This is a genomic window from Pantoea sp. SGAir0184 (assembly GCF_043544755.1).
Window position 1 is genome coordinate 1,280,364 of the sequence record NZ_CP028050.1, and the last position, 26,510, is coordinate 1,306,873.

At 57.1% G+C, this 26,510-nt stretch carries 24 protein-coding genes, 6 tRNA genes and 1 other RNA gene; 11 read left to right on the plus strand and 20 right to left on the minus strand.

What is annotated here, in order from left to right; all coding sequences use genetic code 11:
• The first annotated feature begins 28 nt into the window (after nucleotides 1-28).
• The 3 genes from cysM to C1N60_RS05815 all read left to right on the plus strand — a co-directional run bounded on the left by cysM (nucleotide 29) and on the right by C1N60_RS05815 (nucleotide 3,124).
• Nucleotides 29-913, plus strand: a complete 885-nt coding sequence (gene cysM / locus C1N60_RS05805; protein ID WP_058781775.1) for a cysteine synthase CysM — start codon at nucleotides 29-31, stop codon at nucleotides 911-913.
• Nucleotides 914-1,085: 172 nt separating this feature from the next.
• Entirely contained in the window at nucleotides 1,086-1,766 is a 681-nt protein-coding gene (locus C1N60_RS05810; protein ID WP_021508079.1) for a response regulator transcription factor, read from the plus strand.
• Nucleotides 1,763-3,124: an ATP-binding protein gene (locus tag C1N60_RS05815; protein ID WP_021508080.1), complete on the plus strand. Its 1,362-nt coding sequence runs from the start codon at nucleotides 1,763-1,765 to the stop codon at nucleotides 3,122-3,124. Before C1N60_RS05810 ends, C1N60_RS05815 begins: the two co-directional genes overlap by 4 nt.
• A 223-nt stretch (nucleotides 3,125-3,347) precedes the next feature.
• On the opposite strand, the gene crr is transcribed toward C1N60_RS05815, so the two are convergent.
• The 6 genes from crr to cysZ all read right to left on the minus strand — a co-directional run bounded on the left by crr (nucleotide 3,348) and on the right by cysZ (nucleotide 8,301).
• Complete coding sequence (gene crr / locus C1N60_RS05820) at nucleotides 3,348-3,851, minus strand: PTS glucose transporter subunit IIA (RefSeq protein WP_010617547.1); 504 nt, start codon at nucleotides 3,849-3,851, stop codon at nucleotides 3,348-3,350.
• A 42-nt stretch (nucleotides 3,852-3,893) separates the two neighbouring features.
• On the minus strand, nucleotides 3,894-5,621 hold the full coding sequence (gene ptsI, locus C1N60_RS05825) for a phosphoenolpyruvate-protein phosphotransferase PtsI (protein ID WP_021508081.1): 1,728 nt from the start codon (nucleotides 5,619-5,621) through the stop codon (nucleotides 3,894-3,896).
• Nucleotides 5,622-5,780: 159 nt separating this feature from the next.
• Nucleotides 5,781-6,038, minus strand: a complete 258-nt coding sequence (ptsH, locus tag C1N60_RS05830; RefSeq protein WP_007889063.1) for a phosphocarrier protein Hpr — start codon at nucleotides 6,036-6,038, stop codon at nucleotides 5,781-5,783.
• 178 nt (nucleotides 6,039-6,216) lie between these two features.
• A complete protein-coding gene (locus C1N60_RS05835; RefSeq protein ID WP_021508082.1) occupies nucleotides 6,217-6,411 on the minus strand; it encodes a hypothetical protein in 195 nt (64 codons plus the stop codon).
• Between the two features lie 16 nt (nucleotides 6,412-6,427).
• A complete protein-coding gene (gene cysK, locus C1N60_RS05840; RefSeq protein WP_021508083.1) occupies nucleotides 6,428-7,399 on the minus strand; it encodes a cysteine synthase A in 972 nt (323 codons plus the stop codon).
• Between the two features lie 140 nt (nucleotides 7,400-7,539).
• Nucleotides 7,540-8,301, minus strand: coding sequence for a sulfate transporter CysZ (cysZ, locus tag C1N60_RS05845; RefSeq protein ID WP_058781776.1), 762 nt, complete (start codon nucleotides 8,299-8,301; stop codon nucleotides 7,540-7,542).
• Nucleotides 8,302-8,518: 217 nt separating this feature from the next.
• Between cysZ and zipA the strand changes: the two genes are divergently transcribed.
• The 3 genes from zipA (at nucleotide 8,519) to C1N60_RS05860 (ending at nucleotide 11,813) form a co-directional block, all read left to right on the plus strand.
• The gene (zipA, locus tag C1N60_RS05850) at nucleotides 8,519-9,502 is read left to right on the plus strand and encodes a cell division protein ZipA (protein ID WP_166711942.1); all 984 of its coding nucleotides are present in this window, start codon (nucleotides 8,519-8,521) and stop codon (nucleotides 9,500-9,502) included.
• A gap of 72 nt (nucleotides 9,503-9,574) precedes the next feature.
• Nucleotides 9,575-11,593 carry an NAD-dependent DNA ligase LigA gene (gene ligA, locus C1N60_RS05855; protein ID WP_394521500.1) on the plus strand — a complete coding sequence of 673 codons (2,019 nt, stop codon included), beginning with the start codon at nucleotides 9,575-9,577 and terminating at the stop codon, nucleotides 11,591-11,593.
• Nucleotide 11,594: 1 nt separating this feature from the next.
• Nucleotides 11,595-11,813: a DUF3820 family protein gene (locus C1N60_RS05860; protein WP_021508087.1), complete on the plus strand. Its 219-nt coding sequence runs from the start codon at nucleotides 11,595-11,597 to the stop codon at nucleotides 11,811-11,813.
• Between the two features lie 31 nt (nucleotides 11,814-11,844).
• On the opposite strand, the gene C1N60_RS05865 is transcribed toward C1N60_RS05860, so the two are convergent.
• A complete protein-coding gene (locus tag C1N60_RS05865; protein WP_021508088.1) occupies nucleotides 11,845-12,846 on the minus strand; it encodes a bile acid:sodium symporter family protein in 1,002 nt (333 codons plus the stop codon).
• A gap of 101 nt (nucleotides 12,847-12,947) precedes the next feature.
• Here C1N60_RS05865 and C1N60_RS05870 point away from each other — a divergent pair, with 101 nt between their 5' ends.
• The gene (locus C1N60_RS05870; protein WP_394521501.1) at nucleotides 12,948-13,868 is read left to right on the plus strand and encodes a LysR family transcriptional regulator; all 921 of its coding nucleotides are present in this window, start codon (nucleotides 12,948-12,950) and stop codon (nucleotides 13,866-13,868) included.
• Here C1N60_RS05870 and C1N60_RS05875 read toward each other — a convergent pair.
• The 6 genes from C1N60_RS05875 to C1N60_RS05900 form a co-directional block, all read right to left on the minus strand.
• Complete coding sequence (locus C1N60_RS05875; RefSeq protein WP_021508090.1) at nucleotides 13,865-14,221, minus strand: FlxA-like family protein; 357 nt, start codon at nucleotides 14,219-14,221, stop codon at nucleotides 13,865-13,867. The genes C1N60_RS05870 and C1N60_RS05875 overlap by 4 nt on opposite strands.
• Nucleotides 14,222-14,930: 709 nt before the next feature.
• Nucleotides 14,931-15,067: non-coding RNA, RtT sRNA (locus tag C1N60_RS05880), on the minus strand.
• A 44-nt stretch (nucleotides 15,068-15,111) separates the two neighbouring features.
• Nucleotides 15,112-15,187 (minus strand) — tRNA-Lys (locus C1N60_RS05885).
• A gap of 4 nt (nucleotides 15,188-15,191) precedes the next feature.
• Nucleotides 15,192-15,267 (minus strand) — tRNA-Val (locus C1N60_RS05890).
• 41 nt (nucleotides 15,268-15,308) lie between these two features.
• A tRNA-Val gene (locus tag C1N60_RS05895) sits at nucleotides 15,309-15,384 on the minus strand.
• Between the two features lie 41 nt (nucleotides 15,385-15,425).
• Nucleotides 15,426-15,501, minus strand: a tRNA-Val gene (locus C1N60_RS05900).
• Nucleotides 15,502-15,774: 273 nt separating this feature from the next.
• Between C1N60_RS05900 and gltX the strand changes: the two genes are divergently transcribed.
• Nucleotides 15,775-17,196, plus strand: a complete 1,422-nt coding sequence (gene gltX, locus C1N60_RS05905; RefSeq protein ID WP_058776541.1) for a glutamate--tRNA ligase — start codon at nucleotides 15,775-15,777, stop codon at nucleotides 17,194-17,196.
• 83 nt (nucleotides 17,197-17,279) lie between these two features.
• On the opposite strand, the gene C1N60_RS05910 is transcribed toward gltX, so the two are convergent.
• Nucleotides 17,280-17,633: a YfeC-like transcriptional regulator gene (locus C1N60_RS05910; protein ID WP_021508240.1), complete on the minus strand. Its 354-nt coding sequence runs from the start codon at nucleotides 17,631-17,633 to the stop codon at nucleotides 17,280-17,282.
• A gap of 111 nt (nucleotides 17,634-17,744) precedes the next feature.
• Entirely contained in the window at nucleotides 17,745-18,533 is a 789-nt protein-coding gene (locus tag C1N60_RS05915) for a formate/nitrite transporter family protein (RefSeq protein WP_021508241.1), read from the minus strand.
• Between the two features lie 361 nt (nucleotides 18,534-18,894).
• Here C1N60_RS05915 and C1N60_RS05920 point away from each other — a divergent pair.
• Nucleotides 18,895-18,970: transfer RNA gene (locus C1N60_RS05920), tRNA-Ala, on the plus strand.
• A gap of 44 nt (nucleotides 18,971-19,014) precedes the next feature.
• Nucleotides 19,015-19,090: transfer RNA gene (locus C1N60_RS05925), tRNA-Ala, on the plus strand.
• A gap of 125 nt (nucleotides 19,091-19,215) precedes the next feature.
• Here the strand turns inward: C1N60_RS05925 and C1N60_RS05930 are convergent.
• From C1N60_RS05930 to C1N60_RS05950, 5 genes are all read right to left on the minus strand, one after another.
• On the minus strand, nucleotides 19,216-20,832 hold the full coding sequence (locus tag C1N60_RS05930) for a rhodanese homology domain-containing protein (RefSeq protein WP_394521502.1): 1,617 nt from the start codon (nucleotides 20,830-20,832) through the stop codon (nucleotides 19,216-19,218).
• Nucleotides 20,825-21,415, minus strand: a complete 591-nt coding sequence (locus tag C1N60_RS05935; protein ID WP_159378597.1) for a cysteine dioxygenase family protein — start codon at nucleotides 21,413-21,415, stop codon at nucleotides 20,825-20,827. The genes C1N60_RS05930 and C1N60_RS05935 overlap by 8 nt, the downstream gene beginning before the upstream one ends.
• On the minus strand, nucleotides 21,412-22,395 hold the full coding sequence (locus C1N60_RS05940; protein ID WP_394521503.1) for an ABC transporter substrate-binding protein: 984 nt from the start codon (nucleotides 22,393-22,395) through the stop codon (nucleotides 21,412-21,414). The genes C1N60_RS05935 and C1N60_RS05940 overlap by 4 nt, the downstream gene beginning before the upstream one ends.
• Nucleotides 22,395-23,483 (minus strand): LLM class flavin-dependent oxidoreductase, encoded by a 1,089-nt coding sequence (locus tag C1N60_RS05945; protein ID WP_211727347.1) that lies wholly within the window; start codon nucleotides 23,481-23,483, stop codon nucleotides 22,395-22,397. The genes C1N60_RS05940 and C1N60_RS05945 overlap by 1 nt, the downstream gene beginning before the upstream one ends.
• A 192-nt stretch (nucleotides 23,484-23,675) precedes the next feature.
• Nucleotides 23,676-24,866 (minus strand): NupC/NupG family nucleoside CNT transporter, encoded by a 1,191-nt coding sequence (locus C1N60_RS05950; protein ID WP_141496629.1) that lies wholly within the window; start codon nucleotides 24,864-24,866, stop codon nucleotides 23,676-23,678.
• A 370-nt stretch (nucleotides 24,867-25,236) separates the two neighbouring features.
• Here C1N60_RS05950 and C1N60_RS05955 point away from each other — a divergent pair, with 370 nt between their 5' ends.
• The gene (locus C1N60_RS05955; protein WP_394521504.1) at nucleotides 25,237-26,478 is read left to right on the plus strand and encodes an Nramp family divalent metal transporter; all 1,242 of its coding nucleotides are present in this window, start codon (nucleotides 25,237-25,239) and stop codon (nucleotides 26,476-26,478) included.
• Nucleotides 26,479-26,510: the final 32 nt, after the last annotated feature.

Consider the following 26,510-nt stretch of genomic DNA (forward strand, 5'->3'; position numbering starts at 1 on the left):
TTGTACTCCTTTCGGCTGGAATGACACCGTGACCACTCTGGAAAACACCATCGGCAACACGCCGCTGATTAAGTTGCAGCGCCTGACGCCGGATAACGGCAGCGAAATCTGGCTCAAGCTGGAAGGCAACAATCCGGCAGGTTCGGTAAAAGATCGCGCGGCCTGGTCGATGATCCACCACGCTGAGTTGCGGGGTGAAATCCAGCCCGGCGACACCCTGATCGAGGCCACCAGCGGCAATACCGGCATTGCGCTGGCGATGATTGCCGCGCTGAAAGGCTACCGGTTACGCCTGCTGATGCCGGAGAACATGAGCCAGGAGCGTCAGGATGCGATGCGCGCCTACGGGGCTGAGCTGGTTTTGGTGACCCGCGAGCAGGGCATGGAGGGCGCACGCGATCTGGCGCAGGCCATGGCGCAGCGCGGTGAAGGCAAAGTGCTGGATCAGTTTAATAATCCCGACAACCCGCTCGGTCACTATCTCACCACCGGCCCGGAGATCTGGCAGCAAAGCCACGGTCGTATGACGCATTTTGTCTCCAGCATGGGCACCACCGGCACCATCAGCGGCGTCGGGCGCTATCTGAAAGAGTTTGCCCCGGCGGTGAAAGTGATTGGTTTACAGCCGCAGGAGGGCAGCAGTATTCCCGGTATTCGTCGCTGGCCAGCGGCCTATCTGCCGGGGATTTATCGCCCGGAGCTGGTGGATGAAGTGATAGATATGGCCCAGCAGGAGGCAGAAGAGACCATGCGCGCGCTGGCGCAGCGCGAAGGCATTTTCTGCGGCGTCAGTTCAGGTGGGGCTGTGGCTGGCGCATTGCGCATCGCGACAGCGCAGCCGGGCAGTGTGGTTGTCGCCATTGTCTGCGATCGCGGCGATCGCTATCTTTCCACCGGCGTTTTTCACCGCTAGTTCCCCCGCCTGTTTCTGGCTTCGTGCGCCCTGTGACGCGGCGTACGGGCCATTTTTGTCTATAGTCTCCCTAAGCATGTTCTGACGCGGTCACTGTAAGGATCGCGTAAAACCGGCTGCTTTCCCGCGGCACTCAGGACAAAATAGCGGCAATTTTGTACGAGAGAAAAAGATGAAAATCCTGCTTGTTGATGACGATGTTGAACTTGGCACCATGCTGAGCCAGTACCTGATTGCCGAAGGTTTTGAAACCCAGCTGGTGCTGACCGGCAGCGCCGGGATTGAAGGGGCGTTATCCGGACACTACACCGCGATGATTCTCGACATCATGCTGCCGGATATGAGCGGTATTGATGTGCTGCGTCAGGTGCGGCAGAACAGCCGCCTGCCGGTGATTATGCTGACGGCGAAGGGCGACAATATCGACCGCGTTATCGGCCTGGAGATGGGCGCGGATGACTACGTGCCCAAACCCTGCTATCCGCGCGAGCTGGTGGCGCGTCTGCGCGCGGTGCTGCGTCGCTTTGAAGATCAGGCACCGGTGCCGGATAAGAAAGAGGTCCTGCGCTGGGGCGATCTCAGCCTGAACCCGGCCACGCGTATCACGGAGTGGCAGGGCAAAGCTTTTGATCTCACCGCGTCGGAGTTCAATCTGCTGGATTTGCTGCTGCGCGCACCGGACCGCGTGGTGTCCAAAGATGAGCTGTCGGAAAAGGGGCTGGGCCGTCCGCGTGAAGCTTACGATCGCAGCGTGGATGTGCACATCAGCAACATCCGCCAGAAGCTGGCTGCGCTAACCGCAGACAGCGTGAATATTGAAACCGTGCGCAGCATTGGTTATCGCATTCGATGAAACACAGCTACCGTGGCCGCATGTTCTGGAAGATCCTGCTGGGCTTCTGGATTGTGTTTGTGATTATCAGCCAGCTGCTGTGGCTGGGCTTTACCTTGTCAGGAAACCGTCACGAGCCGCCGGAGATTGTGGCGGTGCGTCGGATCGTTAATCTGCAAATGGCTTCAGCGGTGTCGGTACTGGAGCGCGGCGGCCCCAGCTCGCTCGACGATATGATGGCCGACTGGGAGCCGAACGATCGCCAGTTTTTCTCAGTGATTCAGCACGCCAGACCGGCCACTACGCCGGACAATGCACCGCCGGAGACCTTTAATCAGCCGTTTCACGGGCCGTTTCCGCAGGTGATTGTGCGCTGGGTGAAGGGTGCTGACGGTAAAGAGTATGAACTGCGCTATGACGTCAAAGGGCTGCGCGAAGACAGTTCAATGGGCGGCGGAGGCCCGCGTCGTATTCTGAATATCCCCGAGCCGATGTTTACCTTTGCCGGCGCGCTGGGGCTGCTGTTCAGTCTGCTGCTGGCGTGGAACCTGACGCGGCCAATGCGTCAACTGCGCGAGGGGTTTGCCCGCGTGTCGCGCGGTGATTTGTCGGTGCGGCTCTATCCGGTGATGCGCCGCCGCCATGATGAGCTGTCGATTGTGGCCCAGGATTTTGATGCGATGGTGGAGCGGCTGGATACGCTGGTGAAAGCGCGCGAGGAGCTGCTGCACGATATCTCCCACGAGCTGCGCTCCCCGCTGGCGCGCCTGCAGTTGGCCACCGGTCTGGCGCGCCAGACGCCGGAGTCGGTAGCATCCTCACTCAATCGCATCGACGAGGAGGCGCGCCGCCTGGATAAGATGATCGGCGAACTGCTGACGCTGTCGCGCGCTGAGCATGAGAGCATGCCTGGCGAGCAGTATTTTGATCTGACCGGCCTGCTGCATGCGGTGGTAACCGATGTGCGCTACGAAGCGCAAATCCCCGGTGTGCACGTTGATTTTCTGGTGGATGAGAACGCGGATTACACCGTGCGCGGTAATGCTGAGCTAATCCGCCGCGGCGTGGAGAATGTGCTGCGCAACGCGCTGCGTTTCTCGCATCAGGGGCAGCATATCAGCGTGCAGTTGCAGGCGGAGAATCAGTGGCTGGCGATTCGCGTGCGCGATCAGGGGCCAGGCGTGGATGATGAGAAGCTGTCGAGTATCTTTGATCCGTTCGTTCGGGTGAATTCACCGCTGATGGGCAAAGGCTACGGGCTGGGGCTGTCGATTGTGCGCAAAGTGGTTCTGGCACATCACGGCGAAGTTCAGGCGGTGAATCGTCCGGAAGGCGGGCTGGAAGTGACGCTGCGGCTGCCGCGCTGGAAGCAGGCGTAATCTAACCGCGTACACCGAAGCATCAGGCGGTCGGCGTGGCGGGGCAGAGGAGTAAAGCGTCCCGCGCCATGGACGGCGCGGGCCGAGGCCCAGGGATGGTTTATGCCGTCTTTACGATCTGCCCCGCCACGCTGACCGACCGCAACGAATGGCAGAGCTCGGTTAACAACGGGCAAACAAAAACGGCACCCATTGGGTGCCGTTTTCACGCAATCAGCGCGGTTTACTTCCTGATGCGGATAACCGGCGTTTCGCCCACGGTAACCTGACCGGAGAGTTTCACCAGGTCTTTGATCTCATCCATATTCGAGATCACGACCGGGGTCAGCGTGGATTTGGCTTTCTCTTCCAGCAGCGGCAGATCAAACTCGATTACCACATCGCCTTTTTTCACTTTCTGGCCTTCTTCAGCGATGCGTTTGAAGCCTTCACCTTTCAGTTCTACCGTGTCGATACCGAAGTGCACGAACAGTTCGATGCCGTTATCAGACTCGATAGAAAACGCGTGGTTGGTTTCGAAAATCTTGCCGATAGTACCATCCACTGGTGCAACCATTTTGTTGCCAGTAGGTTTGATGGCGATACCATCACCGACGATTTTCTCTGCGAATACCACATCAGGTACGTCTTCGATATTCACGATTTCGCCTGACAGAGGCGCAACGATATCGATAGTCCCTGACGCGCTCTCTGATTTATCGCCAAAAAGTTTAGAAAACAAACCCATGATCTTCTCCTAAGCAGTAATTTGGGGCCAGCGTCTCGTGGATCAGCAGAGCGTTTTTTCTTTGATGAACTTGTTCACCAGGTTCATCAAATCTTCCGCTGTGGGTTGAGCCAGAGCCTGCTCTGCCAGTGCCTTCGCATCTTCGAAATTGGTATTGCGAATGATCTTCTTGATGCTTGGGATTGAAATGGCACTCATGCTGAATTCGTCCAGCCCCATTCCCAGTAACAGTAGTGTAGCACGTTCATCACCAGCCAGCTCACCACACATGCCGGTCCATTTCCCTTCGGCATGTGATGCGTCGATCACTTGCTTAATGAGGCCCAGTACAGATGGCGTCATTGGGTTATAGAGGTGTGAAATCAAATCATTACCACGATCGACCGCCAGAGTATACTGCGTCAGGTCATTTGTCCCAATACTAAAGAAGTCGACTTCTTTCGCCAGATGGCGGGCAATCACTGCGGAAGCCGGGGTTTCCACCATGATGCCCACTTCAATGGACTCATCAAAGGCTTTACCTTCTTCACGCAGCTGTGCCTTCAGCATCTCCAGTTCAGCCTTCAGGAAGCGCACTTCTTCCACCGAGATGATCATCGGGAACATGATGCGCAGTTTGCCGAAGGAAGACGCACGCAGAATGGCGCGCAGCTGGGCATGCAGAATCTCTTTGCGGTCCATGGCGATACGAATCGCACGCCAGCCGAGGAACGGGTTCTCTTCTTTTGGCAGGTTCATGTACGGCAGATCTTTGTCGCCGCCGATGTCCATAGTACGCACGATCACGGCCTGGGAACCCATCGCTTCCGCCACGGCTTTGTAAGCCTGGAACTGCTCTTCTTCGCTTGGCAGCGAATCGCGGTCCATGAACAGGAATTCAGTACGGTACAGACCAACACCTTCCGCGCCGTTGCGCTCAGCACCGGCGACATCACGCACGGTACCGATGTTGGCGCATACTTCAACCTGATGGCCGTCCAGCGTAATCGCTGGCAGATCTTTCAGTTTCGCCAGCTCGTGCTTCTCAGACAGATACTGCGTCTGAATCGCTTTCAGCTCTTCCTGCACGTCGTCGGTCGGATTGACGTAAATCTTGTTGTTCACGCCATCGATAATCAGGAAATCACCGTTTTTCACGGTAGCGGTCACGTTACCGGTGCCGACAATCGCAGGCAGCTCCAGCGAACGCGCCATGATCGAGGTGTGTGAAGTACGGCCACCCAGATCGGTAATAAAGCCCAGCACCTTTTTCAGGTTCAGCTGTGCGGTTTCGGATGGCGTCAGATCTTTTGCCACCAGAATGGATTCGTCAGCAATGGCGCTCAGGTCAACGATATGCAGACCCAGAATGTTCTGCAGCAGACGCTTGCCGATGTCACGTACGTCAGCCGCGCGCTCTTTCAGATATTCGTCGTCGAGCTCTTCCAGCGCTTTCGCCTGGCCTTCAACCACAGAGTGGGCGGCGGCGTCAGCAGTTACGTGATCTTTTTTAATCAGGTCGATGATTTCCTGCTCAAGCTCTTCGTCTTCGAGCAGCATGATGTGACCTTCAAAGATCGCCGCTTTCTCTTCACCGAAGGTTTCACCGGCTTTCACACGGATGGCTTCAAGCTGCCCGGCTGCTTTGCTGCGACCGTCGAGGAAGCGCTGAACTTCCTGCTCAACCTGGTCGTCAGTAATCTTTTTACGGCTGATGACGATCTCGTCTTCCTTCAGCAGCAGTGCTTTGCCGAAAGCGATACCCGGTGATGCTAAAATGCCTGAAATCATAACCCTACCTTTTAATCACGATGGCTCATTGACCCAATGCGTTGCCACTGTCGCGGAGCAGTACTCTAAGGAAGCAATAACGCGGACAGGTTGTCCGCGATCAACATAATTGCACTCAATGGGGCAAAGGAGTCGGTTTAATGGCTTGCCGGAGCGGAATTACTCCAGTTCAGCCATCAGTTTGACCAGATGCTCAACCGCCTGCTGCTCGTCTTCACCTTCTGCAGAAAGCGTAACAACCGTACCCTGAGTCAGACCCAGAGTCTGCAGTTTGAACAGGCTTTTCGCGCTGGCAGATTTGCCGTTAGAAGTAACAGTGATTTCAGACTGGAAAGCCTTCGCTTCTTTCACGAACTGAGCTGCAGGACGGGTATGGAGGCCGTTAGGTGCGGTAATGGTAACTTCTTGCTGGAACATTCTATTTCCCCAACTTTATCAGGTTTGGTGTTATGGATCTAAAGTCTAGCCTGGAGCCGTAACTTTAGCCTGTGTAGGTGCGCTGGTACGGCATCACGCTGACCAAAAAATGCGCTTGAATGAAAAAGTCATTTTTTCGATGACGGATCAAAACTGCTGCAATACGTCACTCTGCTGATTATGCCGTGATTCGCCGTTTCACCAAATCAGTAAATCGATTCAGCTTGATCCACTTCAAAGGCAGATTAATTTCAGGCACCGAAATAATTGGCTGCTTAAATACCAGAGCCGCATCACTGAAATCAATCTGCCCGGTGGTAAAAGTGAGATCTGCGCCACAAAAAAGCACCCATTTGGGTGCTTTTTTCATCATTTTCAGACTCTGTCGTTTACTGTTGCAGCTCTTTTTCGGTGAACAGATCGGCAAACAGTGCGGTACTGAGATAGCGTTCGCCGGAAGAGGGCAGAATCACCACAATATTTTTATTGGCGAAGGCTTCATCTTCCTGCAGCTTAAGGGCAGCCGCCACTGCTGCACCGGAAGAGATACCGGCCAGAATGCCTTCCTCTTCCATCAGTTGACGCGCGGTGCTGATCGCTTCTTCATTGGTGATGGCCACCACGCGGTCAATCAGTTTCAGGTCAAGGTTGCCCGGAATAAAACCGGCACCGATGCCCTGAATCTTGTGCGGACCCGGTTTGATCTCTTCTCCCGCCAGCGCCTGTGCGATGACCGGGGAATCCGTAGGCTCAACGGCCACGGTGATCAAATCCTGCTTGCCTTTGGTGTTCTTGATGTAGCGGCTCACGCCGGTCAGCGTACCGCCGGTGCCCACGCCGGCAATGAAGACGTCTACGGCGCCGTCAGTGTCTTCCCAGATCTCCGGGCCAGTAGTCTTTTCGTGAATTTCCGGGTTGGCCGGGTTGCTGAACTGCTGCAGCAGCACATATTTGTCCGGATCGCTGGCAACAATCTCTTCTGCTTTAGCGATGGCGCCCTTCATGCCTTTTGGCCCTTCGGTCAGCACCAGATTGGCGCCCAGCGCTTTCAGCAGCTTGCGACGTTCAATCGACATGGTCTCAGGCATGGTCAGCGTCAGCTTGTAGCCGCGCGCAGCGGCGACATAGGCCAGCGCAATGCCGGTGTTGCCGCTGGTTGGCTCTACCAGCTCAACGCCCGGTTTCAGAATACCGCGTTTTTCTGCGTCCCAAATCATATTGGCACCGATACGGCATTTAACGCTGAAGCTCGGGTTACGCGACTCGACCTTAGCCAGAATGCGTCCATTACCGATGCGGTTCAGTCGAACCAGCGGCGTATGACCAATTGTCAGAGAGTTGTCTTCATAGATCTTACTCATAGCCCGTCCTTAACTGTATGAAATATTGGGAACCCTCAGAGCATACCTGTTCTGACCCCCGGCGGAAGGAAAGAAATCGTATATCTATATAGCCTGCAACCATAAGCCTGATGCAAAAATGCATAAGGCTTTTTGATGCATTATAGATGACGCGCATGCTGGCTGCGGTAGCGATCGACCCACATGGCGGTCGCGCCGCATACCGCGACCGGCATGATGGCGAGATTGAGGATCGGAATCATGGTGAACAGACTGACCAGCGCGCCAAACTGCATATTGGCGGTTTTATGCTGACGCAGCGCGTTACGCATCTGAGGAAAACTGACTTTGTGGTTGTCGAACGGATAGTCGCAATATTGTATCGATAGCATCCAGGCGCTAAACAGAAACCACAACACCGGCGCCACGGTCTGGCCAAAGCCGGGGATAAAATAGAGCAGCAGCAGGCCCAGTGCGCGCGGCAAATAGTAGCCGAGCTTCTGTAACTCGCGCTTCATGATGCGCGGGATGTCTTTCATCATGCCGAGCCAGCCACTGTCCGGTAGGGGTTTTCCGGTCAGACGTCCTTCCAGCTGCTCCGCCAGCAGGCCGCAAAACGGCGCGGCAATCCAGTTGGCGATGGTGGAGAAGAAATAGCTGAATACCAGCACAATCGAAATCACCGCCAGCGGCCACAGCAGATAGCTCAGCCACTGCAGCCAGTCCGGCACGTGCGACATCAGCTGTGGAATCCACTGGCCGAGGCGCTGAAACAGCCAGATAAACGCACCGCCCAGCAGCACAATGTTCACCAGCAGCGGGATGATGACGTAGCGGCGGATACCGGGCAGACGCACCAGTTTCCAGCCCTGGGCAAAATAATGAATACCATTCATGGATGAGACCGAATTCTCAGCGGGCATAGCGAGCCTTTCTCCTTTATGTAGCGGCGCCAACATCATAACCTGGCTTTTTATCGGTGACAGGCGCACTTTGCGCGAAAAAACAGCAAAAAAGCGTGGGGCAGCTATCTTATTTGTCAGAAAATACTGCACAGACTTGCACTTGTGTAGCTGGGCAAATACAGTTAGAGGATAAAGTTTGCCGTGGTGGCAAGGTATTGGAACAACAGAGAATACAATGATGCAGGATTTGCGTCTGATATTAATCGTTGTTGGCGCGATCGCCATAATAGCGCTGCTTCTTCACGGACTGTGGACCAGCCGTAAAGAGCGCTCTTCCGTGTTTCGCGATCGCCCGCACAAACGTCTGAAACAGCGTGAAGAAGCGGATGACGATGATCTGCTGAACAGCGAAGACGATGGCGTCGGCGAAGTACGCGTGCGTCGTCAGCGTGATGCCGAAGACGAGCCGCAGTTCGATGCGCCGGTCACCAAACCTGCTGCTCCGCGTGCGCCGGAACCGGTGCGTCAGCCATTCCCACGCCAGGAAACGCCGTTAAGCGGCGATCCGCTGCTGGACGATGAGCCGGTACGTCAGTCTGCACCTGCGCCACAACCGCAGGCGCCGGTAGCGCAGCCCGTGCCGCAGCCACAACCGATTCAGGCCGATCCGCTGCTGGATAATGAACCGCTGTCCGCCACCCAGCCGGCTCCGGAGTTTACCGCCGCCGAGCCGGAGGTTAAACAACCTGAACCTGCGCCTGTGCAGGAAGCTGCACCGCAGCCGCAGCCCGCTGCGCCGGGCAGTAAAAAAGAAGCGGTGCTGGTGTTGCACGTTGCCGCGCATGCCGGTGGCGCACTGAACGGTGAAGCGCTGCTGCAGGGCATTCTGCAGGCCGGCTTCCAGTTTGGTGAAATGAACATTTTCCATCGCCATCTCAGCCCGGCCGGCAGCGGTCCGGTGCTGTTCAGCCTGGCAAACATGGTTAAACCGGGTTCGTTCAATCCGGATGAAATGGGCGATTTCACCACGCCGGGCGTCTCGATCTTTATGATGGTGCCGTCCTACGGTGACGCCAATCAGAACTTTAAGCTGATGCTGCAATCGGCACAGCGCATCGCCGATGATGTCGGTGGCGTGGTGCTGGATGATGAGCGTCGCATGATGACACCACAAAAGCTGGAAACCTATAAAGCACGCATCCGCGAGGTTATTGGCTAAGCGCCGCCAGCAGTATCACCCTTTAACTAAATAACCCCCGCTTGCCGGGGGTTTTTTATCGGACGAGAGAATATGACATCGGTTCAGGAGCAGATCACCGCGCTGCGCACCACGTTACGCCACCACGAATACCTCTATCACGTGATGGATACGCCGGAAATCCCGGATGCAGAATATGACCGATTGATGCGCGAACTGCGTGAGCTGGAGAGCGCGCATCCCGATTTAATCACCCCGGATTCTCCCACCCAGCGCGTGGGCGCGGCACCGCTTGCCACCTTTGAACAGGTGCGCCACGAAGTGCCAATGCTGTCGCTCGATAACACCTTTGATGAAGCCGGATTTCTTGCCTTCAATAAGCGCGTGCAGGATCGCCTGAAAAGCACTGACGATCTCACCTATTGCTGCGAGCTGAAGCTGGATGGTCTGGCAGTAAGTTTACTATATGAAAACGGCCTGCTGGTGCGTGCCGCCACGCGCGGCGATGGCACTACCGGCGAAAACATTACGGCGAACGTGCGCACCATTCACGCCATTCCGCTGCGCCTGCACGGCGACAATATTCCGGCGCGGGTAGAAGTGCGCGGCGAAGTATTCATGACCGAAAGCGGCTTTGAGAAGCTGAATGAGGAAGCGCGACGCACCGGCGGCAAAGTGTTTGCCAACCCGCGTAATGCGGCAGCCGGCTCGCTGCGCCAGCTCGATCCGCGCATCACCGCGAAACGTCCGCTCACCTTCTTCTGCTACGGCTTTGGCCTGCTGGAGGGCGGCGAAATGCCTGCCAGCCACTGGCAGCGTCTGCAACAGTTTAAGGCCTGGGGATTACCGGTCAGCGATCGGATTCGCCTGGTGCACACCGCGGATGAAGTGCTGGCGTTTTATCGTCAGGTTGAGCAGGACCGTCCGTCACTCGGCTTTGATATTGACGGCGTGGTGATCAAAGTCGACTCGCAGGCGCTGCAGGAGCAGCTGGGCTTTGTGGCGCGCGCACCGCGCTGGGCGGTGGCATTCAAGTTCCCGGCGCAGGAGCAGATGACGATCGTGCGCGACGTTGAGTTTCAGGTCGGACGTACCGGCGCGATTACGCCGGTGGCGCGCCTCGAACCGGTGCAGGTCGCGGGCGTGATAGTCAGTAATGCGACGTTGCACAACGCCGATGAAATCGCCCGGCTGGGGCTGCGTATCGGTGACAAAGTGGTGATTCGTCGCGCCGGTGACGTGATTCCGCAGGTGGTCAACGTGGTGGAATCCGAACGTCCGGCGGATGCGCGCGAGATTGTGTTCCCCAGCCACTGTCCGGTGTGCGGCTCTGACGTAGAGCGTGTGGAAGGCGAAGCCGTAACGCGCTGTACCGGCGGGCTGATTTGCGGCGCGCAGCGTAAAGAAGCGCTGAAGCACTTTGTCTCACGCCGTGCGATGGACGTGGACGGCATGGGCGATAAAATCATCGACCAGCTGGTGGAAAAAGAGTACGTCAAAACCCCGGCCGACCTGTTCCGTCTCACCGCCGGCAAGCTGACCGGACTGGACCGCATGGGGCCGAAATCAGCGCAAAACGTGGTGGACGCGCTGGAAAAAGCCAAATTCACTACACTGCCGCGCTTCCTGTATGCGCTCGGCATCCGCGAAGTGGGCGAGGCGACGGCGGCCAACCTGGCGAACCACTTTGGTGAGCTGGAAAAGGTCATGAACGCTGACCTTGATGCGCTGATTGCGGTACAGGACGTCGGCAAAGTGGTGGCAGCGCACGTGCGCAACTTCATGGAAGAGGAGAGCAACCGTGAAGTGATCCGCCAGCTGACGGAGGAGGTGGGCGTGCACTGGCCGGCGGTGGTGGTGGTCAAAGCCGAAGAGATCGACAGCCCGTTCGCCGGAAAAACCGTGGTACTGACTGGCTCGCTGTCGCAGATGAACCGTGACGATGCCAAAGCGCGGCTGACGACGCTGGGGGCCAAAGTCAGCGGCAGCGTATCGAAAAAAACCGATCTGCTGATCGCCGGTGAGGCCGCCGGTTCCAAGCTGGCAAAAGCGCAGGAGCTGGGGATTGCGGTGATCGATGAAGCCGAAATGATTCGCTTACTGGGCGCCTGAGATGGATAAGCAGCAGCTGGTTGAGATTGCCAATACCGCGATGCCGTTTGGCAAATACAAAGGGCGGATGCTGATCGATGTGCCGGAAGAGTATCTGCTGTGGTTTGCGCGTAAAAATGAGTTTCCTGCCGGCAAACTAGGTGAGCTGATGCAGCTGACGCTGGCGATCAAAATCGAAGGCTTACAGGGCTTGGTTAAACCGCTCAAGCGCAGTGAATAAGTGACAGGCCCGCAGTTGCGGGCCTGATGTTTTATGACTTCTGCGCTTCAATCTGCTGCTTCGCCAGCTTCTTCTCATTGCCGGCTTTATAGCGCTGGGCAATGAACGAGCACACCATCAGCTGGACCTGATGGAAGATCATCAGCGGCAGGACAATAATCCCCACTGCGCTGGCCGGGAACAGAATGTTAGCCATCGGCACACCGTTTGCCAGGCTCTTTTTCGAGCCGCAAAACAGCACCACAATCTCATCCGCACGGCTAAAGCCAAACAGCCGGGAAGCGCCAAGGTTGATCGCCAGTGCGACGAACAGAATCAGCAGGCTGCCAGCCAGAATCCACAGCAGGGTATCAACGCCAACGCGATGCCAGATGCCGTTAACCACCGCTTCACTGAACGCCGAATAGACCACCAGCAGAATCGAGGTTTGATCGGTTTTGCCAATCAGGCTGCGATGCTTCTCCACCCAGCCACCAATCCAGCGGCGTGCCAGGTGGCCCAGCACAAAGGGCACCAGCAGCTGCAGCATGATTTTACCAATCTGCTCGAGGCCGTTACCCGGCGCATCGCTGTGCACATTCATCACCAGGTTAACCAGCAGCGGCGAAATAAAGACGCCCAGCAGACTGGAGGCGGAGGCGGCACACACCGCCGCGGCAACGTTACCGCCCGCCATGGAGGTGAAAGCAATCGCGGACTGCACCGTCGCCGGCAGGATACACAGGTAGAGGAAACCGGTGTAAATCTCCGCGCCGACGTTAACCGGATGCCACCACACCAGCAGCAGGCCAAGGATCGGGAAAATCACGAAGGTACTGCACATAATCCACAGATGCAGCCGCCAGTGGCTGCTGCCGGCGATGATCTTCTCACGCGACAGTTTGGCACCGTGCATGAAGAACAGCAGGGCGATGGCCGCGGTGGTCAGGTATTCGAAGAAATCGACAAACCCGCCTTTGGCCGGGAAGAAGCTGGCCAGCAGCACGGTGATGATGAGTTTGACCATCATCGGATCAAGTCGTAAAAAGCCCATTGTTACAATCCGGTTAAATGTAATAAATGATGCTGCTGATTGTGCGTCAGACGCGTTTAGAAATAAAATTGATTTATTGCATTAATCTATGAGCGTAATCGATGAATTACACCTTACGACAGCTGCGCACCTTTGTGGCGGTGGCGCAGCACGGCAGTTTCAGCCAGGCAGGGCAGGCGATTGGGCTGAGCCAGTCGGCGGTCAGTCACAGTATTAAAGAGCTGGAAGCGGAGATGGGCGTACGGCTGCTGGATCGCACCACGCGCGAGGTGTTACTAAGCGAAGCCGGACAGCAACTGGCAACGCGGCTGGAACGACTGCTGGAGGAGCTCAATATCACGCTGCTCGATGTGCGCAGCTATGGCGAGCAGCGCAGCGGCACGGTGCGCGTGGCGGCCAGCCAGACGCCCTCGGCGCATCTGATGCCGCAATGTCTGGCCAGCAGCCAGCTGCGTTACCCCGACATTCGGGTGATTCTGCACGACCGCGTGCAGCAGTGGGTATTGCAGAGCGTGCGCAATGCGGAAGTCGATTTTGGCATCGTCATCGGTCCGCTGCAGGATGCCGATTTTGATAGCGAGGAGATTCTGCAGGAGCCGTTTTTACTGTTGTGTCATCAGGATGATGCGCTGGCGCAGGTGCCGCAGGCCCAGTGGTCAATGCTGGCTGGTCGCGCTATGGTGCTGCAGGATTACGCGTCGGGCAGCCGATTGCTGGTCGATGCCGCATTGCAGCGGCTGGCGCTGAACGTACAGGTGGTGCAGGAGATTGGCCATCCGGCCACGCTTTATCCGATGGTGGAAGCGGGCATTGGCATCAGTATTTTACCGGCACTGGCGCTGCCGCTGCCGTCTGGTCGTAAGCTGACGGTGCGCCGGCTCTATCCGGAGATCAATCGCAGCCTGATGCTGATTAAACGCAAAAACCGGTCACTCACCCCGGCAGCGGAGGCTATCTGGCAGGAAGTGCGTCAGCAGGCGGCGCTGCTGACGCAGGATCGCGCGCTTAATCCGGCGTTTTAAACATAAACGTCAAGTTGGTTGCTGTCGGTTGGGCGGTTGATACCATCCGCTTTCACTGCAGTAACCTCCTGTTTCTCCTGCTTCTGCTCCGCTTTCTCCTTTTCCTGCTTCTGCAACTGCTGGATTTGCGCCTGCAGCAGCTGAATCTGCGCGTTAATCGTCTCCTGCTTATCCTTTCTTTGCTTCTCGGTCAGGCTTTTGTCCTTCGCGATGTCTTTCAGTTCATCGTTCAGGCTGGCGATTTGTTTGGTCAGGCTGGCGATTTTCGAGGCGCTATCGCTACTGCCGGATGCGCTTCCGGATCCCGAAGTACTGCTGCTGCCAATATTGGTATTGGTCGAAATGGTGGTCATAACGTTCTCCTTGCAAATGTGCCCTTTCGTTATCGGAACGCAGCCGCTGCGGCTTGAGGGTGAGAGGTGTTAAATTTGCGAAAAGGTTTCGTCAGGAATGAGGGCGAAAGGGGATAGGGCGGGCACGGCCTCAGGCAGAGCGGGTTCTTTCTTCACAGCTGAAGCAAAAAAGCGCCCTGAGAATGTAAGAGCGGTCAGATAAGGCAACCGCAAGTCGCACACCATTTGTAGCGGCGCGATTCATCGCGCAATAAATTGCGCTGCTACCAAACGTGCAACCGTGGTTGAATGCAGTTTCAGCTTAACTGGCAGCCTTGGGGGTGGGATGTGAAGAAACGAAAAAAGCGCCCTGATGGCGTAAGGGCAACCAGGTAAGGCAACCGCAAGTCGCACCCTATTCGTAGCGGCGCGATTCATCGCGCAATAAATTGCGCCGCTACCACATGTGCAACTTTGATTGAATGCAGTTTCAGCTTAACTGGCAGCCTGGGGGATGCGAAGAAACGAAAAAAGCGCCCTGATGGCGTAAGGGCAACCAGGTAAGGCAACCGCAAATCGCACACCATTTGTAGCGGCGCGATTTATCGCGCAATAAATTGCGCCGCTACCAAACGTGCAACCGTGGTTGAATGCAGTTTCAGCTTAACTGGCAGCCTGGGGGAACGTGAAGAAACGAAAAAAGCGCCCAAAGGGCGCTTTTTCCTGAATTTGGTGGGTCGTGCAGGATATGCCTCGGCCCATCCGGGGCCTCGCCCTGCGGGTGATGCTGGCGCATCAGCCTGAATCGCTCCCGGCGATTCAGTCGAACCTGCAGCAGGTTCTCATCCTGCACGTTGAGCATCGGCGCACAGAAACGAAAAAAGCGCCCTGAGGGCGCTCTTTTCTGAATTTGGTGGGTCGTGCAGGATTCGAACCTGCGACCAATTGATTAAAAGTCAACTGCTCTACCAACTGAGCTAACGACCCGAAGTGGTGGGTGATGACGGGCTCGAACCGCCGACCCCCTCCTTGTAAGGGAGATGCTCTACCAACTGAGCTAATCACCCACTTCGGTACTGCTTAACAAGAGTGTCATCTGACTAAGATATGGTGGGTGATGACGGGCTCGAACCGCCGACCCCCTCCTTGTAAGGGAGATGCTCTACCAACTGAGCTAATCACCCATATCTTATCTCTTGTTCACTGCGGGCCATCTCATTAAGAGTGGTGGGTGATGACGGGCTCGAACCGCCGACCCCCTCCTTGTAAGGGAGATGCTCTACCAACTGAGCTAATCACCCCCGCTGTGTGGAGTCGCATTATAGGGATCCTTCGAAGTGAGTCAACGCTTTTTAAAACATAAATGTGCGTTCGCTTTAAATTTAGACATCATGCAGCGCTTTTAGCCAATGTGCTGGTTTTATTAGCAGAAAAACGCACTTCTGCCCGCGCCGCCAGCGTGACAGTGATTGAGGAATCAGCCTCACCTGCTAGAATATGCGCACTGTTTTTCCGCGTTAACCCGTTTTTTTGTCATCCAGACAACGAAACCTGCGCATTTAAGGCAATGCTGAATGAAAATCAAAACTCGCTTCGCACCCAGCCCGACGGGCTACCTGCACGTCGGTGGTGCGCGTACTGCGCTTTACTCATGGCTTTATGCTCGCCATAACCAGGGCGAATTCGTCCTGCGTATCGAAGATACCGACCTGGAGCGCTCCACGCCGGAAGCGATCGAAGCCATTATGGATGGGATGAACTGGCTGAATCTCGACTGGGATGAGGGCCCGTACTACCAGACCAAACGTTTCGACCGTTATAACGACGTTATCGACGAAATGCTGGAAGCCGGTACTGCTTATAAATGCTATTGCTCGAAAGAGCGTCTGGACGCGCTGCGTGAAGAGCAGATGGAAAAAGGCGAGAAGCCCCGTTATGACGGCCGCTGCCGCGACAGCCATGAACATCATGCTGCCGATGAGCCGTGCGTGGTGCGCTTCCGCAACCCGCAGGACGGTTCGGTAATTTTTGACGATCAGATTCGTGGTCCGATCGAATTCAGCAACCAGGAACTGGATGATCTGATCATCCGCCGTACCGACGGTTCACCGACCTACAACTTCTGTGTGGTGGTCGACGACTGGGATATGGGCATCACGCACGTTATTCGTGGTGAAGACCATATCAACAACACGCCGCGTCAGATCAACATCCTGAAAGCGATTGGTGCGGAAGTGCCAACTTATGCGCACGTATCCATGATCCTCGGCGATGACGGTAAAAAGCTGTCCAAGCGTCACGGCGCGGTGGGCGTCATGCAGTATCGCGACGACGGCTACCTGCCGGAAGCGCTGCTTAATTATCTGGTGCGCCTCGGCTGGTCACATGGCGATCAGGAGATTTTCAGCGTGGCGGAAATGACTGAACTGTTCACCCTCGATGCGGTGAGCAAATCGGCCAGCGCCTTCAACACCGAGAAACTGCAGTGGCTCAACCATCACTACATTAATACGCTGCCGCCGGAATATGTCGCGACCCAGCTGCAGTGGCACATCGAGCAGCAGAACATTGATACCCGCACCGGACCGGAGCTGGCGAAGCTGGTGACGCTGCTGGGCGAGCGCTGCAAAACGCTGGTCGAAATCGCCGCGTCCTGCCGCTACTTCTATGAAGAGTTTGACGCGTTTGATGCGGATGCAGCGAAAAAGCATCTGCGTCCGGTGGCGCGTCAGCCGCTGGAAGTGGTACGCGACAAGCTGGCGGCCATCAGCGACAGCGACTGGAATGCGGAAAACGTGCATCACGCCATCCAGGCTGCTGCGGATGAACTCGAGCTCGGCATGGGCAAAGTCGGTATGCCGCTGCGCGTTGCCGTAACCGGTGCCGGTCAGTCGCCTGGGCTCGACGTGACGGTGGAAGCCATCGGCCGCAGCCGCAGCGTGGCGCGTATCGAAAAAGCACTGGCGTTCATCGCGGAGCGTGAAGCACAGGCCTGATTGAGCTGAACAGCGGCCTGTCAGGCTGCTGTGATGCGGCAGGCAACAAAAAAGCCGGAAGCATCTCACTGCTTCCGGCTTTTCTATTCTTCCTGGATTCCTAACCGCTGTAATACGCCCCTGATCCCTTCCCGCAATAACAGCGCCGCCAGTTGTTCCTGTTCGGTGGGCGTCATTTGCTGGACAGAATTTATTAATAACGCAGGTAACGTATTTTGCTGAGCGCCGTAATTCGCCGCCGGTTCGTTTGCATGGCGGGTGGACTGAATGAAGCTTTTGACACGCTCATCAATGTGGATTAATCGCGCCTTACCGCCCTGTACACCGGGCTTGGGCGTGGTCGTCCAGTTTTCACGCTTGATCCATTTATTCACCGTCTGCCGACTGTAGCCCGTTTCCAGCGCGAGCTCTTCGGGAGTGAGCCATTCCTTTTTCACGATGCTGTCCCTGTTAAATACATTAGCTCTACATATTACAACAAAACGTTACGGGGAAAAGTAATCAAGGCAGAAAATGCCTTTTGCTGTGCGACAAAAGGCAAAATCGGTTTACTGCGCTTCGCTGACCGCCGCCTGTGCCGGACGGAAGGCGAGGAAATAGGTGAGGCCGACAAAGATCGCACCGCCCACACCATTGCCTAAAAATACCGCAACCACGTTAGGTGCAAATTCTGCCCAGCTCATCTGACCGGCAAAAATTGCGGCAGGCACGATAAACATGTTGGCCACCACGTGCTGGAAACCGATTGCCACGAAGGCCATCACCGGGAACCACATGCCGAAGATTTTGCCGACCATATCTTTACTGGCGAAGGCCAGCCACACCGCCAGACACACCAGCCAGTTGCAGCCGATGCCGGAGATGAACGCGTGCATGAAATCGGCGTTCACTTTGGCATGCGCGATCGCCACGGTTTTCTTCAGATAGTCGCCTTCGGTCATGCCGAGCAGATGGCCGAAGAACCATGCTACCGCAACGCTGCCAATAAAATTGGCGATGGTGACCCAAAACCAGTTACGCAGCACGCTGAAACCACTAATGCGGCGCGCGAACCAGGCAATGGGCAGGGTCATCATGTTGCCGGTCAGCAGCTCGCCGCCCGCCAGCACGGTCAGAATCAGTCCGACCGGGAATACCGCCGCACCGAGGAAGCCGGCAAACGAGCCCCATTCAGCAGGCAGCTGGTTAATAACGTGCAGATCGAGCAGGAAGCCGGTCGCGATAAACGCGCCAGCCATAAAGCCAAGAATTAATAAGGTGGAAACCGGCAGACGGCTTTTAGCCACGCCGGCCTGAATCGCCAGTTGCGCGATCTCTTTAGGTGTATGCAGCGACATAGTTCACTTTTCTTTTATTAAACAAGGAGGACGTGCTGGCCGGTTAGCGAGTGAATACCCTGGACGGCTAACCGGTTAATTAGCGCGCTAAGTTTTACACGCACCATTAACGAAAACAAGCCTGACGCTAACATCTTTAACCTAAAGTTAACCTCGGCGTGGTGCACCGTTGAGGCGGCGTTGAGATAACGGCTGAGGGCAGGGATGACGAGTACGCGCTGCGCTGAAAAAAAAGCCACGGCGACACAGGGTTGCCGCCTTTTTCAGCGATCGCACGCAGAACGAGAATTTGCCGTTGACACTCAAACAGCGGTCTCATATTATGCCGTCCGTCGAGGTAACTCGGCGGTTTTTTCGGTACGGGGCTATAGCTCAGCTGGGAGAGCGCTTGCATGGCATGCAAGAGGTCAGCGGTTCGATCCCGCTTAGCTCCACCAAACCGCTCCCAACGGTTTGCACTGAAAAAACGAATTCCAGATGTGGGGGTATAGCTCAGCTGGGAGAGCGCTTGCATGGCATGCAAGAGGTCAGCGGTTCGATCCCGCTTATCTCCACCAATTCTCTGTTCGTTCAGAACAAACGTACTTAAAACCCGATAATAATACTGCCCTTTTGCGCAGTGTGACGTTGCATTCGCCGACTGGCTGCGCGCAATGGCGCTGACCTGCAGCGCCTTTTCGTGTTAAACCGTTACGGCCTGTGGCTGCAGCTGCAGCACGCGAAAACCGTGGGTACCGTCGCGATCCAGTTGCGCCACCAGACCATATTCCCAGTCGAGATAGGCCTGCATCACGTCCGGTTCAATATCGGTGCCTTCGTACGGGCGGCGATAACGATCGATGGGCGGCGAGAGCAGGCGCTGCTCGCCCTGTTCGGCGGGCAGACCGGCGGCACGCCAGGCTGCATTGCCTCCCGCCAGCACCCGCACCGGTTTGCCGGTCAGCGTGGCAATTTGCTCCACGGCATAGCTGGCCAGCAGACTGCTGCCGCAGGTCAGCACATAGCGGCCTGCATCGGGCAGTAGAGCCTTGCCCTGCTGCTGCAGGGTGGAACGCAGCAGCCAGGCCGCCCCGGGAATATGGCTGTTGCGGTAATTGGCGAGCGTGGTGAAATCCAGCACCTGCGTGTCGCCAGCCGCCAGCCACTCGGCCAGCTGCGCGGGGGAGATCGATTCCGGCGCAGCAACCGGCGCGACCTGCGGCTGCCAGCTACCGACAGCGCTGAAATCGCTGGCCTGCAATGCGTCAGGCACCGCCACCTGCCAGCCAAGCTGCGCCAGCCAGGAGCCGGTCATATTGGCGCGGACACCGTCATCATCCACCAGCACGATACGCGCACCGCGCACGCTGGCGTAGTGATCGGTCTCCTGTACCAGCTGGCCGCCCGCCACGTGACGGCTGCCCGGCAGATGACCGGCGGCGTACTCTTCGGCATCACGCACATCAAACAGGTAGGTGGTGCGCGCTTCCTGCTGCCAGCGCGTCAGTGTCGCCAGAGAAATGCGTGTCACGCCGGCGCGATCGGCAATGGCGCGGGCCTGGCTCGCGGCCTGACGTTGCGCGGTTTCGCTGGTGTTGCCATAGCGGCGGCTCTGCCCATGCTCCAGCGCATGACCGGCCAGCGTCCAGCCAATGGTGCCGTTGCGCAGCGCGAATACCGGATTACGAACACCGGCATTGATCAGCGACTGCGTGCCAATAATGCTGCGCGTGCGTCCGGCGCAATTCACAATCACCGTGGTGCGCGGTGAGGGGGCTAAATCGCGCACGCGCAGCACCAGTTCGCCGCCCGGTACGCTGGTGGCGCCCGGAATGCTCATGGTGTGATATTCATCGAAGCGCCGCGCATCCAGCACCACCACGTCGGCATCATCGCTAATCAGCGCCTGTACCTCATCGGCGGAGAGCGAAGGCGTGCGGGCATGATGTTCTACCAGTTCGCCAAACGCTTTGCTGGGTGAATTAACATCGATAAACAGCTCGCCGCCAGCCGCCTGCCAGCCGGCTAAATCATCGGCCAGTAACGTGACCTGCTGATAACCCAGTGCGGCGAGACGTTCAGCAGCGGTCTGCGCCAGGCCTTCGCCGTTGTCATACAGCGTAATGGCGGTGTGACGTTGGGGAATGCGGTCCAGCAGCTCCAGCTCCAGCTTTGACAGCGGAATGTTGACGGCAAACAGCGGATGCCCGGTGGCAAACAGCGCTTCATCGCGCACGTCAATGATCGCCACTTCCTGTTGCTGACGCAGCGCTGCCAGCAGTTCCGCCGCCTGGCGAAACGGGAAAACCGGTTTAGTCATGTGAAAGGTCCCAAATGTTAGGTAGATAACGGTTGCTGTAGCCGGAAATAAAGCGCTTTTCGTGGCCGTCGGCGGTGTAGACCGCGCGCTCAACCGCGCCGATATTCGCGCCATACACGTGGATACTGACAGAGACGCGATCGTCATAGGCGTTGCTGACGCGATGGATATCACCGACCGTTGGCGACACCGCCTCCACGTTGCCGGGTTCAAGCCGCACCGGCGCACCTTCTGCCTGTAAACCGTGCGGGCCCGGCTGCCACGATTGTGAAATCTCGGCGCCGCGCAGCATGCCAATCAGTCCCCAGACGCGGTGATCGTGAATCGGCGTCTGCTGACCCGGCCCCCAGACAAAACTCACCACGGAAAAGCGCTGCTGCGCATCGGCATACAGCAGATATTGCTGATAGTGCTGCGGATGGGGCTGGGTAAACGCCTCATCCAGCCAGTCATCGTGGCGAATCAGTTCGGCCAGCCAGCCGCTGCCCTGCCGCAAAATGGTCGCTTCGTCCGGCTGGCTGTCGAGCAGGGTGGCCAGCCGGGCGACGAAGGTGCGCAGGCGATGGTGCTGATAATCACTCATGATTTGTCTCCCGGCGCGTGCTGGGCGATGCGGTTAGCGGCGGCGGACAGACTGAAGTCAAACGCCTGGCTGACATCGACCTGTTTTGGCAACACCTGATAACGATGGAAAAAGTCGGCGGATTTCTGCAGCGTGGCAATCAGGTGCGTGTCAAACACCAGCGGGCGGATGCGCGCATCGTCAATCCAGCTACGGGTAATGGCGGGGGGCATATTCAGGGTTTTGCTCAGCACGCCGGCGAATTGCTGCGGATGGTGTTGCGCCCAGATTTGCGCCTTCGCCAGTCGCGCCAGCAGGTCGGCAATCGCTTCCCGCTTGCCGGCGTCCTGCAACGCTTCATTGCGGGCCAGCGCGTAGGAGTAACCGGACATAATGCCTTTACCGCCGCCGTCCGGCACGCGCACCGTGCCGTCGATGGCGGTCGAGGTGGCGATATAGGGCTCCCACGGCGCCCAGGCCGCGACCGCACCGGACGTCAGCGCCGCGCGACCATCCACTGGTCCGAGGAAGCGCAGCGTGACATCCTGCGGCGTCAGGCCAGCGCGCTCCAGCAGGCCAAGCAGCAGATAGTGTCCCCAGCCGCCGCGGTTGACCGCGATCTGCTTACCTTTTAAATCCTGCAGCCGGTGAATGCCGGCGTCGGGGCGGGTCAGCAGGGCGATGCTGTCCGGGTTATTCTGCCAGGCACCCACGGCTTTCACCGGCGCGCCTGCCGCATAGACAAACAGAAACGGCAAATCGCCGGTAAAGCCAACGTCGAGCGCCCCGGCATTGAGCGCTTCCTGCACCGGTGCGCCGGAGTCAAAGGCGGTGAGCTTAAGATCGTAAGGCAGATTGTTCAGTTCGCCCGAGGCTTTCAGGGCGGCAAAACGATCGCCTTTCACATCGCCGAGGCGCAGTGTGACTTTATCGGCCGCCAGTAGCGGCTGGAGTGACGCGAGGGCCAGCGCAACACCGGCAAACAGAGCGACGAGACGCATCAGGCGCTCCTTTTTTCAGTTGCGCTGAGCGCAGCCACTTTTTCACGCGTCAGCGGCAGCAGTTCACGGCCGTATTCCACCGCGTCATTCAGCGGGTCAAATCCGCGGATCAGCACGCTATGAATGCCGAGGCGATAGTAATCCAGCAGGGCCTCAGAAACCTGATCCGGCGTGCCGACCAGCGCGGTGGAGTTGTAGCCGCCCTGCACCAGTTTTGCCACGCCGGTCCACAGCACTTTATCGTGGCGATCGCTCTCATGCGCCGCCGCCAGCAGACGCTGCGCACCGACACTCTGCGGCTTCGGCAAACCAAAGGTATAGCCGGTCTCCGCCAGCTGCTTCTCTGCGGTGGCGCGGATATGTTCGGCGCGCTCCCAGGCTTCTTTTTCGGTGTTACCCAGAATAGGCCGGAAGGAGATGTTAAACGCAATCTGGCGCCCCTGCGCGGCCGCCGCCGCACGCACGTTACGTACCGTCTCGGCCGCGCCTTTTAACGGTTCGCCCCACAGCGCGAAGACATCGGCATGCCGCGCCGCCACGTCAATCGCCTCCGGTGACGATCCGCCGAAATAGATCGGCAGCTTATGTTGCAGCGGTTTAATGGCAGAGAAAGCCTGCTCAGCCTGGTAAAACCGGCCCTGATGATCGTAAGGCTGTGGCGACTCAAGGCTCTGTTTCAGCACGCTGAGAAATTCGTCGGTGCGCGCATAGCGTTCAGCCTTGCTGAGAAAATCACCGTCGCGGCGCTGTTCGCTGTCGCTGCCGCCGCTGATAATGTGCACGGCCAGGCGGCCGTCGGTGAGATGGTCGAGCGAAGCCAGCTTGCGGGCCGCCAGCGTGGGCGCGACAAACCCCGGACGGTGCGCCAGCAGGAATTTAATCTTCTGGGTATGCGCCGCTGCGTGAGCGGTGACCAGAAAGCCATCGGGTTGATCGGACCAGTAGCCGACAAGAATGCGGTCGAAGCCGGCCGCTTCATGGGCGCGGGCAAAGCGGGCGATGTAATCTTTATCGAACAACGTGCCGGATGCGGGAATGATTTCTGAGGCAAGCCGGTGGCCAATCATGCCAAGGAACTGAATGCTCATGCGATTCTCCTGAGGTGAGGTCAGAAGGAAAAGCTACGGGCGCAGACGGCAACAACGGAAATTCAATATTGTGCAAAGGGTTTGCGGGAAACGGTGAAGCAGGGCGTGACGCGGCGGCAGGCTGACTGGCGCGGGATATAACGCTTAGGTATATAGAAGAAGAGAAGGGCGAGCCGCAGCCCGCCCTGTACATTAGAAGCCCAGCACCAGACCAGCGATAGCGGCGGAGAGCACGCTCACCAGCGTCGAGCCGTACAGCAGTTTCAGGCCGAAACGTGATACCACGTTACCCTGCTCTTCATGCAGACCTTTGATCGCGCCTGCGACAATGCCGATGGAAGAGAAGTTGGCGAAGGAGACCAGGAACACCGACAGAATGCCTTCCGCATGCGGCGACAGCTGACCGGCGATTTTCTGCAGGTCCATCATTGCAACGAACTCGTTAGAAACCAGCTTGGTCGCCATGATGCTGCCCACCTGCAGCGCTTCGCTGGATGGCACGCCCATTACCCAGGCAAACGGATAGAACACATAGCCCAGCACGCCCTGGAAGCTGATGCCGAAGATGGTATCAAACAGCGCGTTGAGGCCGGAGATCAGCGCGATAAAACCAATCAGCATCGCCGCAACGATAATCGCCACCTTGAAACCGGCCAGAATGTATTCACCCAGCATCTCAAAGAAGCTCTGACCTTTATGCAGATCCTGCAGCTGCAGGTCTTCTTCGCTTTCCACGCGGTACGGGTTAATCAGCGACAGCACGATAAAGGTACTGAACATGTTGAGCACCAGCGCGGCCACCACGTACTTTGGCTGCAGCATCGTCATATAGGCGCCCACAATCGACATCGACACTGTCGACATCGCGGTGGCTGCCATGGTGTACATGCGGCGCTGTGACATTTTGCCGAGGATATCCTTATAGGCGATAAAGTTTTCTGACTGTCCCAGAATCAGAGAGCTGACGGCGTTAAAGGATTCCAGTTTGCCCATGCCGTTGATCTTCGACAGCACGGTACCGATAGCGCGAATCACCCACGGCAGGATGCGGAAATGCTGCAAAATACCGATTAGGGCCGAGATGAAGACGATAGGGCACAAAACATTGAGGAAGAAGAAGGCCAGACCTTTCTCGTTCATGTTACCGAACACGAAATTCGTACCCTCTGCTGCATATTTGAGCAGATGATCAAACAGCCCGGCGAAACCTTTAACAAAGCCAAGGCCTGCTTCGGAGTTAAGGAAGAACCACGCCAGCAGCACTTCAATCACCAGCAGCTGAACGATATAGCGAATCCGGATACTCTTACGATCGTGACTGACGAGTAACGCCAGCACGGCTACCACCACCAATGCTAAAAGGAAGTGCAAAATATGGGACATATCGGCTCCAAATTTGAGGAGGGTTGTATTTTGCTGCGTATTCTATGTAACGCGTTACTTAAAAACGAGATCAAAACCACAATATAAGTATTCGGTATCGCTTTATTTCTCAGATTAGTCTCACCGCTCACAACCTGTTTACAAATCGATCACAAGAAATATCCACAAAGAGATTGTCTATAATTTGACCCGGGAGTAGAGTGAAACCTGTTGCATAATTTTTAGCAAGCGCTAACTTTACCTTGCGGTATAGCAATGGCTATACTTTATAGCAACATCTATCAATGCGATAACTATAACCAAATTTCACTTGCCTTGAATGCCCCGTAAGCTGGATGGGTCAGACAAGCGTTAGGACAGGGTCAAAACTATGTCAGAAAGTCGCACCGCCGAGCGCGCCGCTCGCGGAGCCAGAAAGATCAAGCTCGCGCTGCTGGGACCGGCCTTCATCGCGGCCATTGGTTATATCGATCCCGGCAACTTTGCCACCAACATCCAGGCGGGGGCCGCGTACGGCTACAAACTGCTGTGGGTGGTGGTATGGGCCAACATCATGGCGATGCTGATCCAGCTGATGTCCGCCAAGCTGGGCATTGCCACCAGTAAAAACCTCGCCGAGCATATTCGCGATCGCTTCCCGCGTCCGGCGGTGTGGTTCTACTGGGTACAGGCGGAGATCATCGCCATGGCCACCGATCTGGCGGAATTCATCGGGGCTGCGCTCGGCTTTAAGCTGCTGCTCGGCATCTCGCTGCTGCAGGGCGCGGTGTTAACCGGTATCGCCACGTTCCTGATTCTGATGCTGCAGAACCGTGGACAGAAGCCGCTGGAGCTGGTGATTGGCGGGCTGCTGCTGTTTGTCGCCGCCGCTTATATCGTTGAACTGTTCTTCTCGCAGCCGCGCGTCAGCGATCTGGTGGTGGGCATGGCGCTGCCGAGCCTGCCCACTTCTGACGCGGTATTCCTCGCGGCTGGCGTGCTGGGCGCGACCATTATGCCGCACGTCATTTATCTGCACTCGGCGCTGACGCAGTACGGTAATAAAGGCAGCAAGGCGGAGCGCTACTCCTCCACCAAGCTCGACGTGGCGATCGCCATGACCATCGCCGGTTTCGTTAACCTGGCGATGATGGCCACCGCAGCGGCCGCGTTTCACTTTAGCGGTCACACCAGCATTGTCGATCTCGACCAGGCCTATCTGACGCTGCAGCCGCTGCTGGGTCACGCGGCGGCGATTGTGTTCGGGCTGAGTCTGGTAGCGGCCGGCCTCTCTTCTACCGTGGTGGGCACGCTGGCCGGCCAGGTGGTGATGCAGGGCTTTATCCGCTTCCACATTCCGCTGTGGTTCCGTCGTACCATTACTATGCTGCCGTCCTTTATTGTTATCTGGGCGGGCTGGGATCCGACACGCATTCTGGTGATGAGCCAGGTGCTGCTGAGCTTCGGTATTGCGCTGGCGCTGATTCCGCTGCTGTCGTTCACCGGGAACCGTGACATCATGGGCGATGAACTGGTGAACTCACGCCTGATGCAAAATGCCGGTCGGCTGATTGTGGTGCTGGTGGTGGCGCTGAATATCTATCTGCTGGTGGGCGAAGCGCTCGGCTGGTAAGCAAATGGCTGAATAAAAAAATCCCGGCTGCG

Coding starts and splice junctions, on each gene's coding strand:
- C1N60_RS05810 (WP_021508079.1), top strand. CDS start 1,086: ATGAAAATCCTGCTTGTTGATGACGATGTTGAACTTGGCACCATGCTG.
- C1N60_RS05815 (WP_021508080.1), top strand. CDS start 1,763: ATGAAACACAGCTACCGTGGCCGCATGTTCTGGAAGATCCTGCTGGGC.
- crr (WP_010617547.1), bottom strand. CDS start 3,851: ATGGGTTTGTTTTCTAAACTTTTTGGCGATAAATCAGAGAGCGCGTCA.
- ptsI (WP_021508081.1), bottom strand. CDS start 5,621: ATGATTTCAGGCATTTTAGCATCACCGGGTATCGCTTTCGGCAAAGCA.
- ptsH (WP_007889063.1), bottom strand. CDS start 6,038: ATGTTCCAGCAAGAAGTTACCATTACCGCACCTAACGGCCTCCATACC.
- C1N60_RS05835 (WP_021508082.1), bottom strand. CDS start 6,411: ATGATGAAAAAAGCACCCAAATGGGTGCTTTTTTGTGGCGCAGATCTC.
- cysK (WP_021508083.1), bottom strand. CDS start 7,399: ATGAGTAAGATCTATGAAGACAACTCTCTGACAATTGGTCATACGCCG.
- cysZ (WP_058781776.1), bottom strand. CDS start 8,301: ATGCCCGCTGAGAATTCGGTCTCATCCATGAATGGTATTCATTATTTT.
- zipA (WP_166711942.1), top strand. CDS start 8,519: ATGATGCAGGATTTGCGTCTGATATTAATCGTTGTTGGCGCGATCGCC.
- ligA (WP_394521500.1), top strand. CDS start 9,575: ATGACATCGGTTCAGGAGCAGATCACCGCGCTGCGCACCACGTTACGC.
- C1N60_RS05860 (WP_021508087.1), top strand. CDS start 11,595: ATGGATAAGCAGCAGCTGGTTGAGATTGCCAATACCGCGATGCCGTTT.
- C1N60_RS05865 (WP_021508088.1), bottom strand. CDS start 12,846: ATGGGCTTTTTACGACTTGATCCGATGATGGTCAAACTCATCATCACC.
- C1N60_RS05870 (WP_394521501.1), top strand. CDS start 12,948: ATGAATTACACCTTACGACAGCTGCGCACCTTTGTGGCGGTGGCGCAG.
- C1N60_RS05875 (WP_021508090.1), bottom strand. CDS start 14,221: ATGACCACCATTTCGACCAATACCAATATTGGCAGCAGCAGTACTTCG.
- gltX (WP_058776541.1), top strand. CDS start 15,775: ATGAAAATCAAAACTCGCTTCGCACCCAGCCCGACGGGCTACCTGCAC.
- C1N60_RS05915 (WP_021508241.1), bottom strand. CDS start 18,533: ATGTCGCTGCATACACCTAAAGAGATCGCGCAACTGGCGATTCAGGCC.
- C1N60_RS05930 (WP_394521502.1), bottom strand. CDS start 20,832: ATGACTAAACCGGTTTTCCCGTTTCGCCAGGCGGCGGAACTGCTGGCA.
- C1N60_RS05935 (WP_159378597.1), bottom strand. CDS start 21,415: ATGAGTGATTATCAGCACCATCGCCTGCGCACCTTCGTCGCCCGGCTG.
- C1N60_RS05940 (WP_394521503.1), bottom strand. CDS start 22,395: ATGCGTCTCGTCGCTCTGTTTGCCGGTGTTGCGCTGGCCCTCGCGTCA.
- C1N60_RS05945 (WP_211727347.1), bottom strand. CDS start 23,483: ATGAGCATTCAGTTCCTTGGCATGATTGGCCACCGGCTTGCCTCAGAA.
- C1N60_RS05950 (WP_141496629.1), bottom strand. CDS start 24,866: ATGTCCCATATTTTGCACTTCCTTTTAGCATTGGTGGTGGTAGCCGTG.
- C1N60_RS05955 (WP_394521504.1), top strand. CDS start 25,237: ATGTCAGAAAGTCGCACCGCCGAGCGCGCCGCTCGCGGAGCCAGAAAG.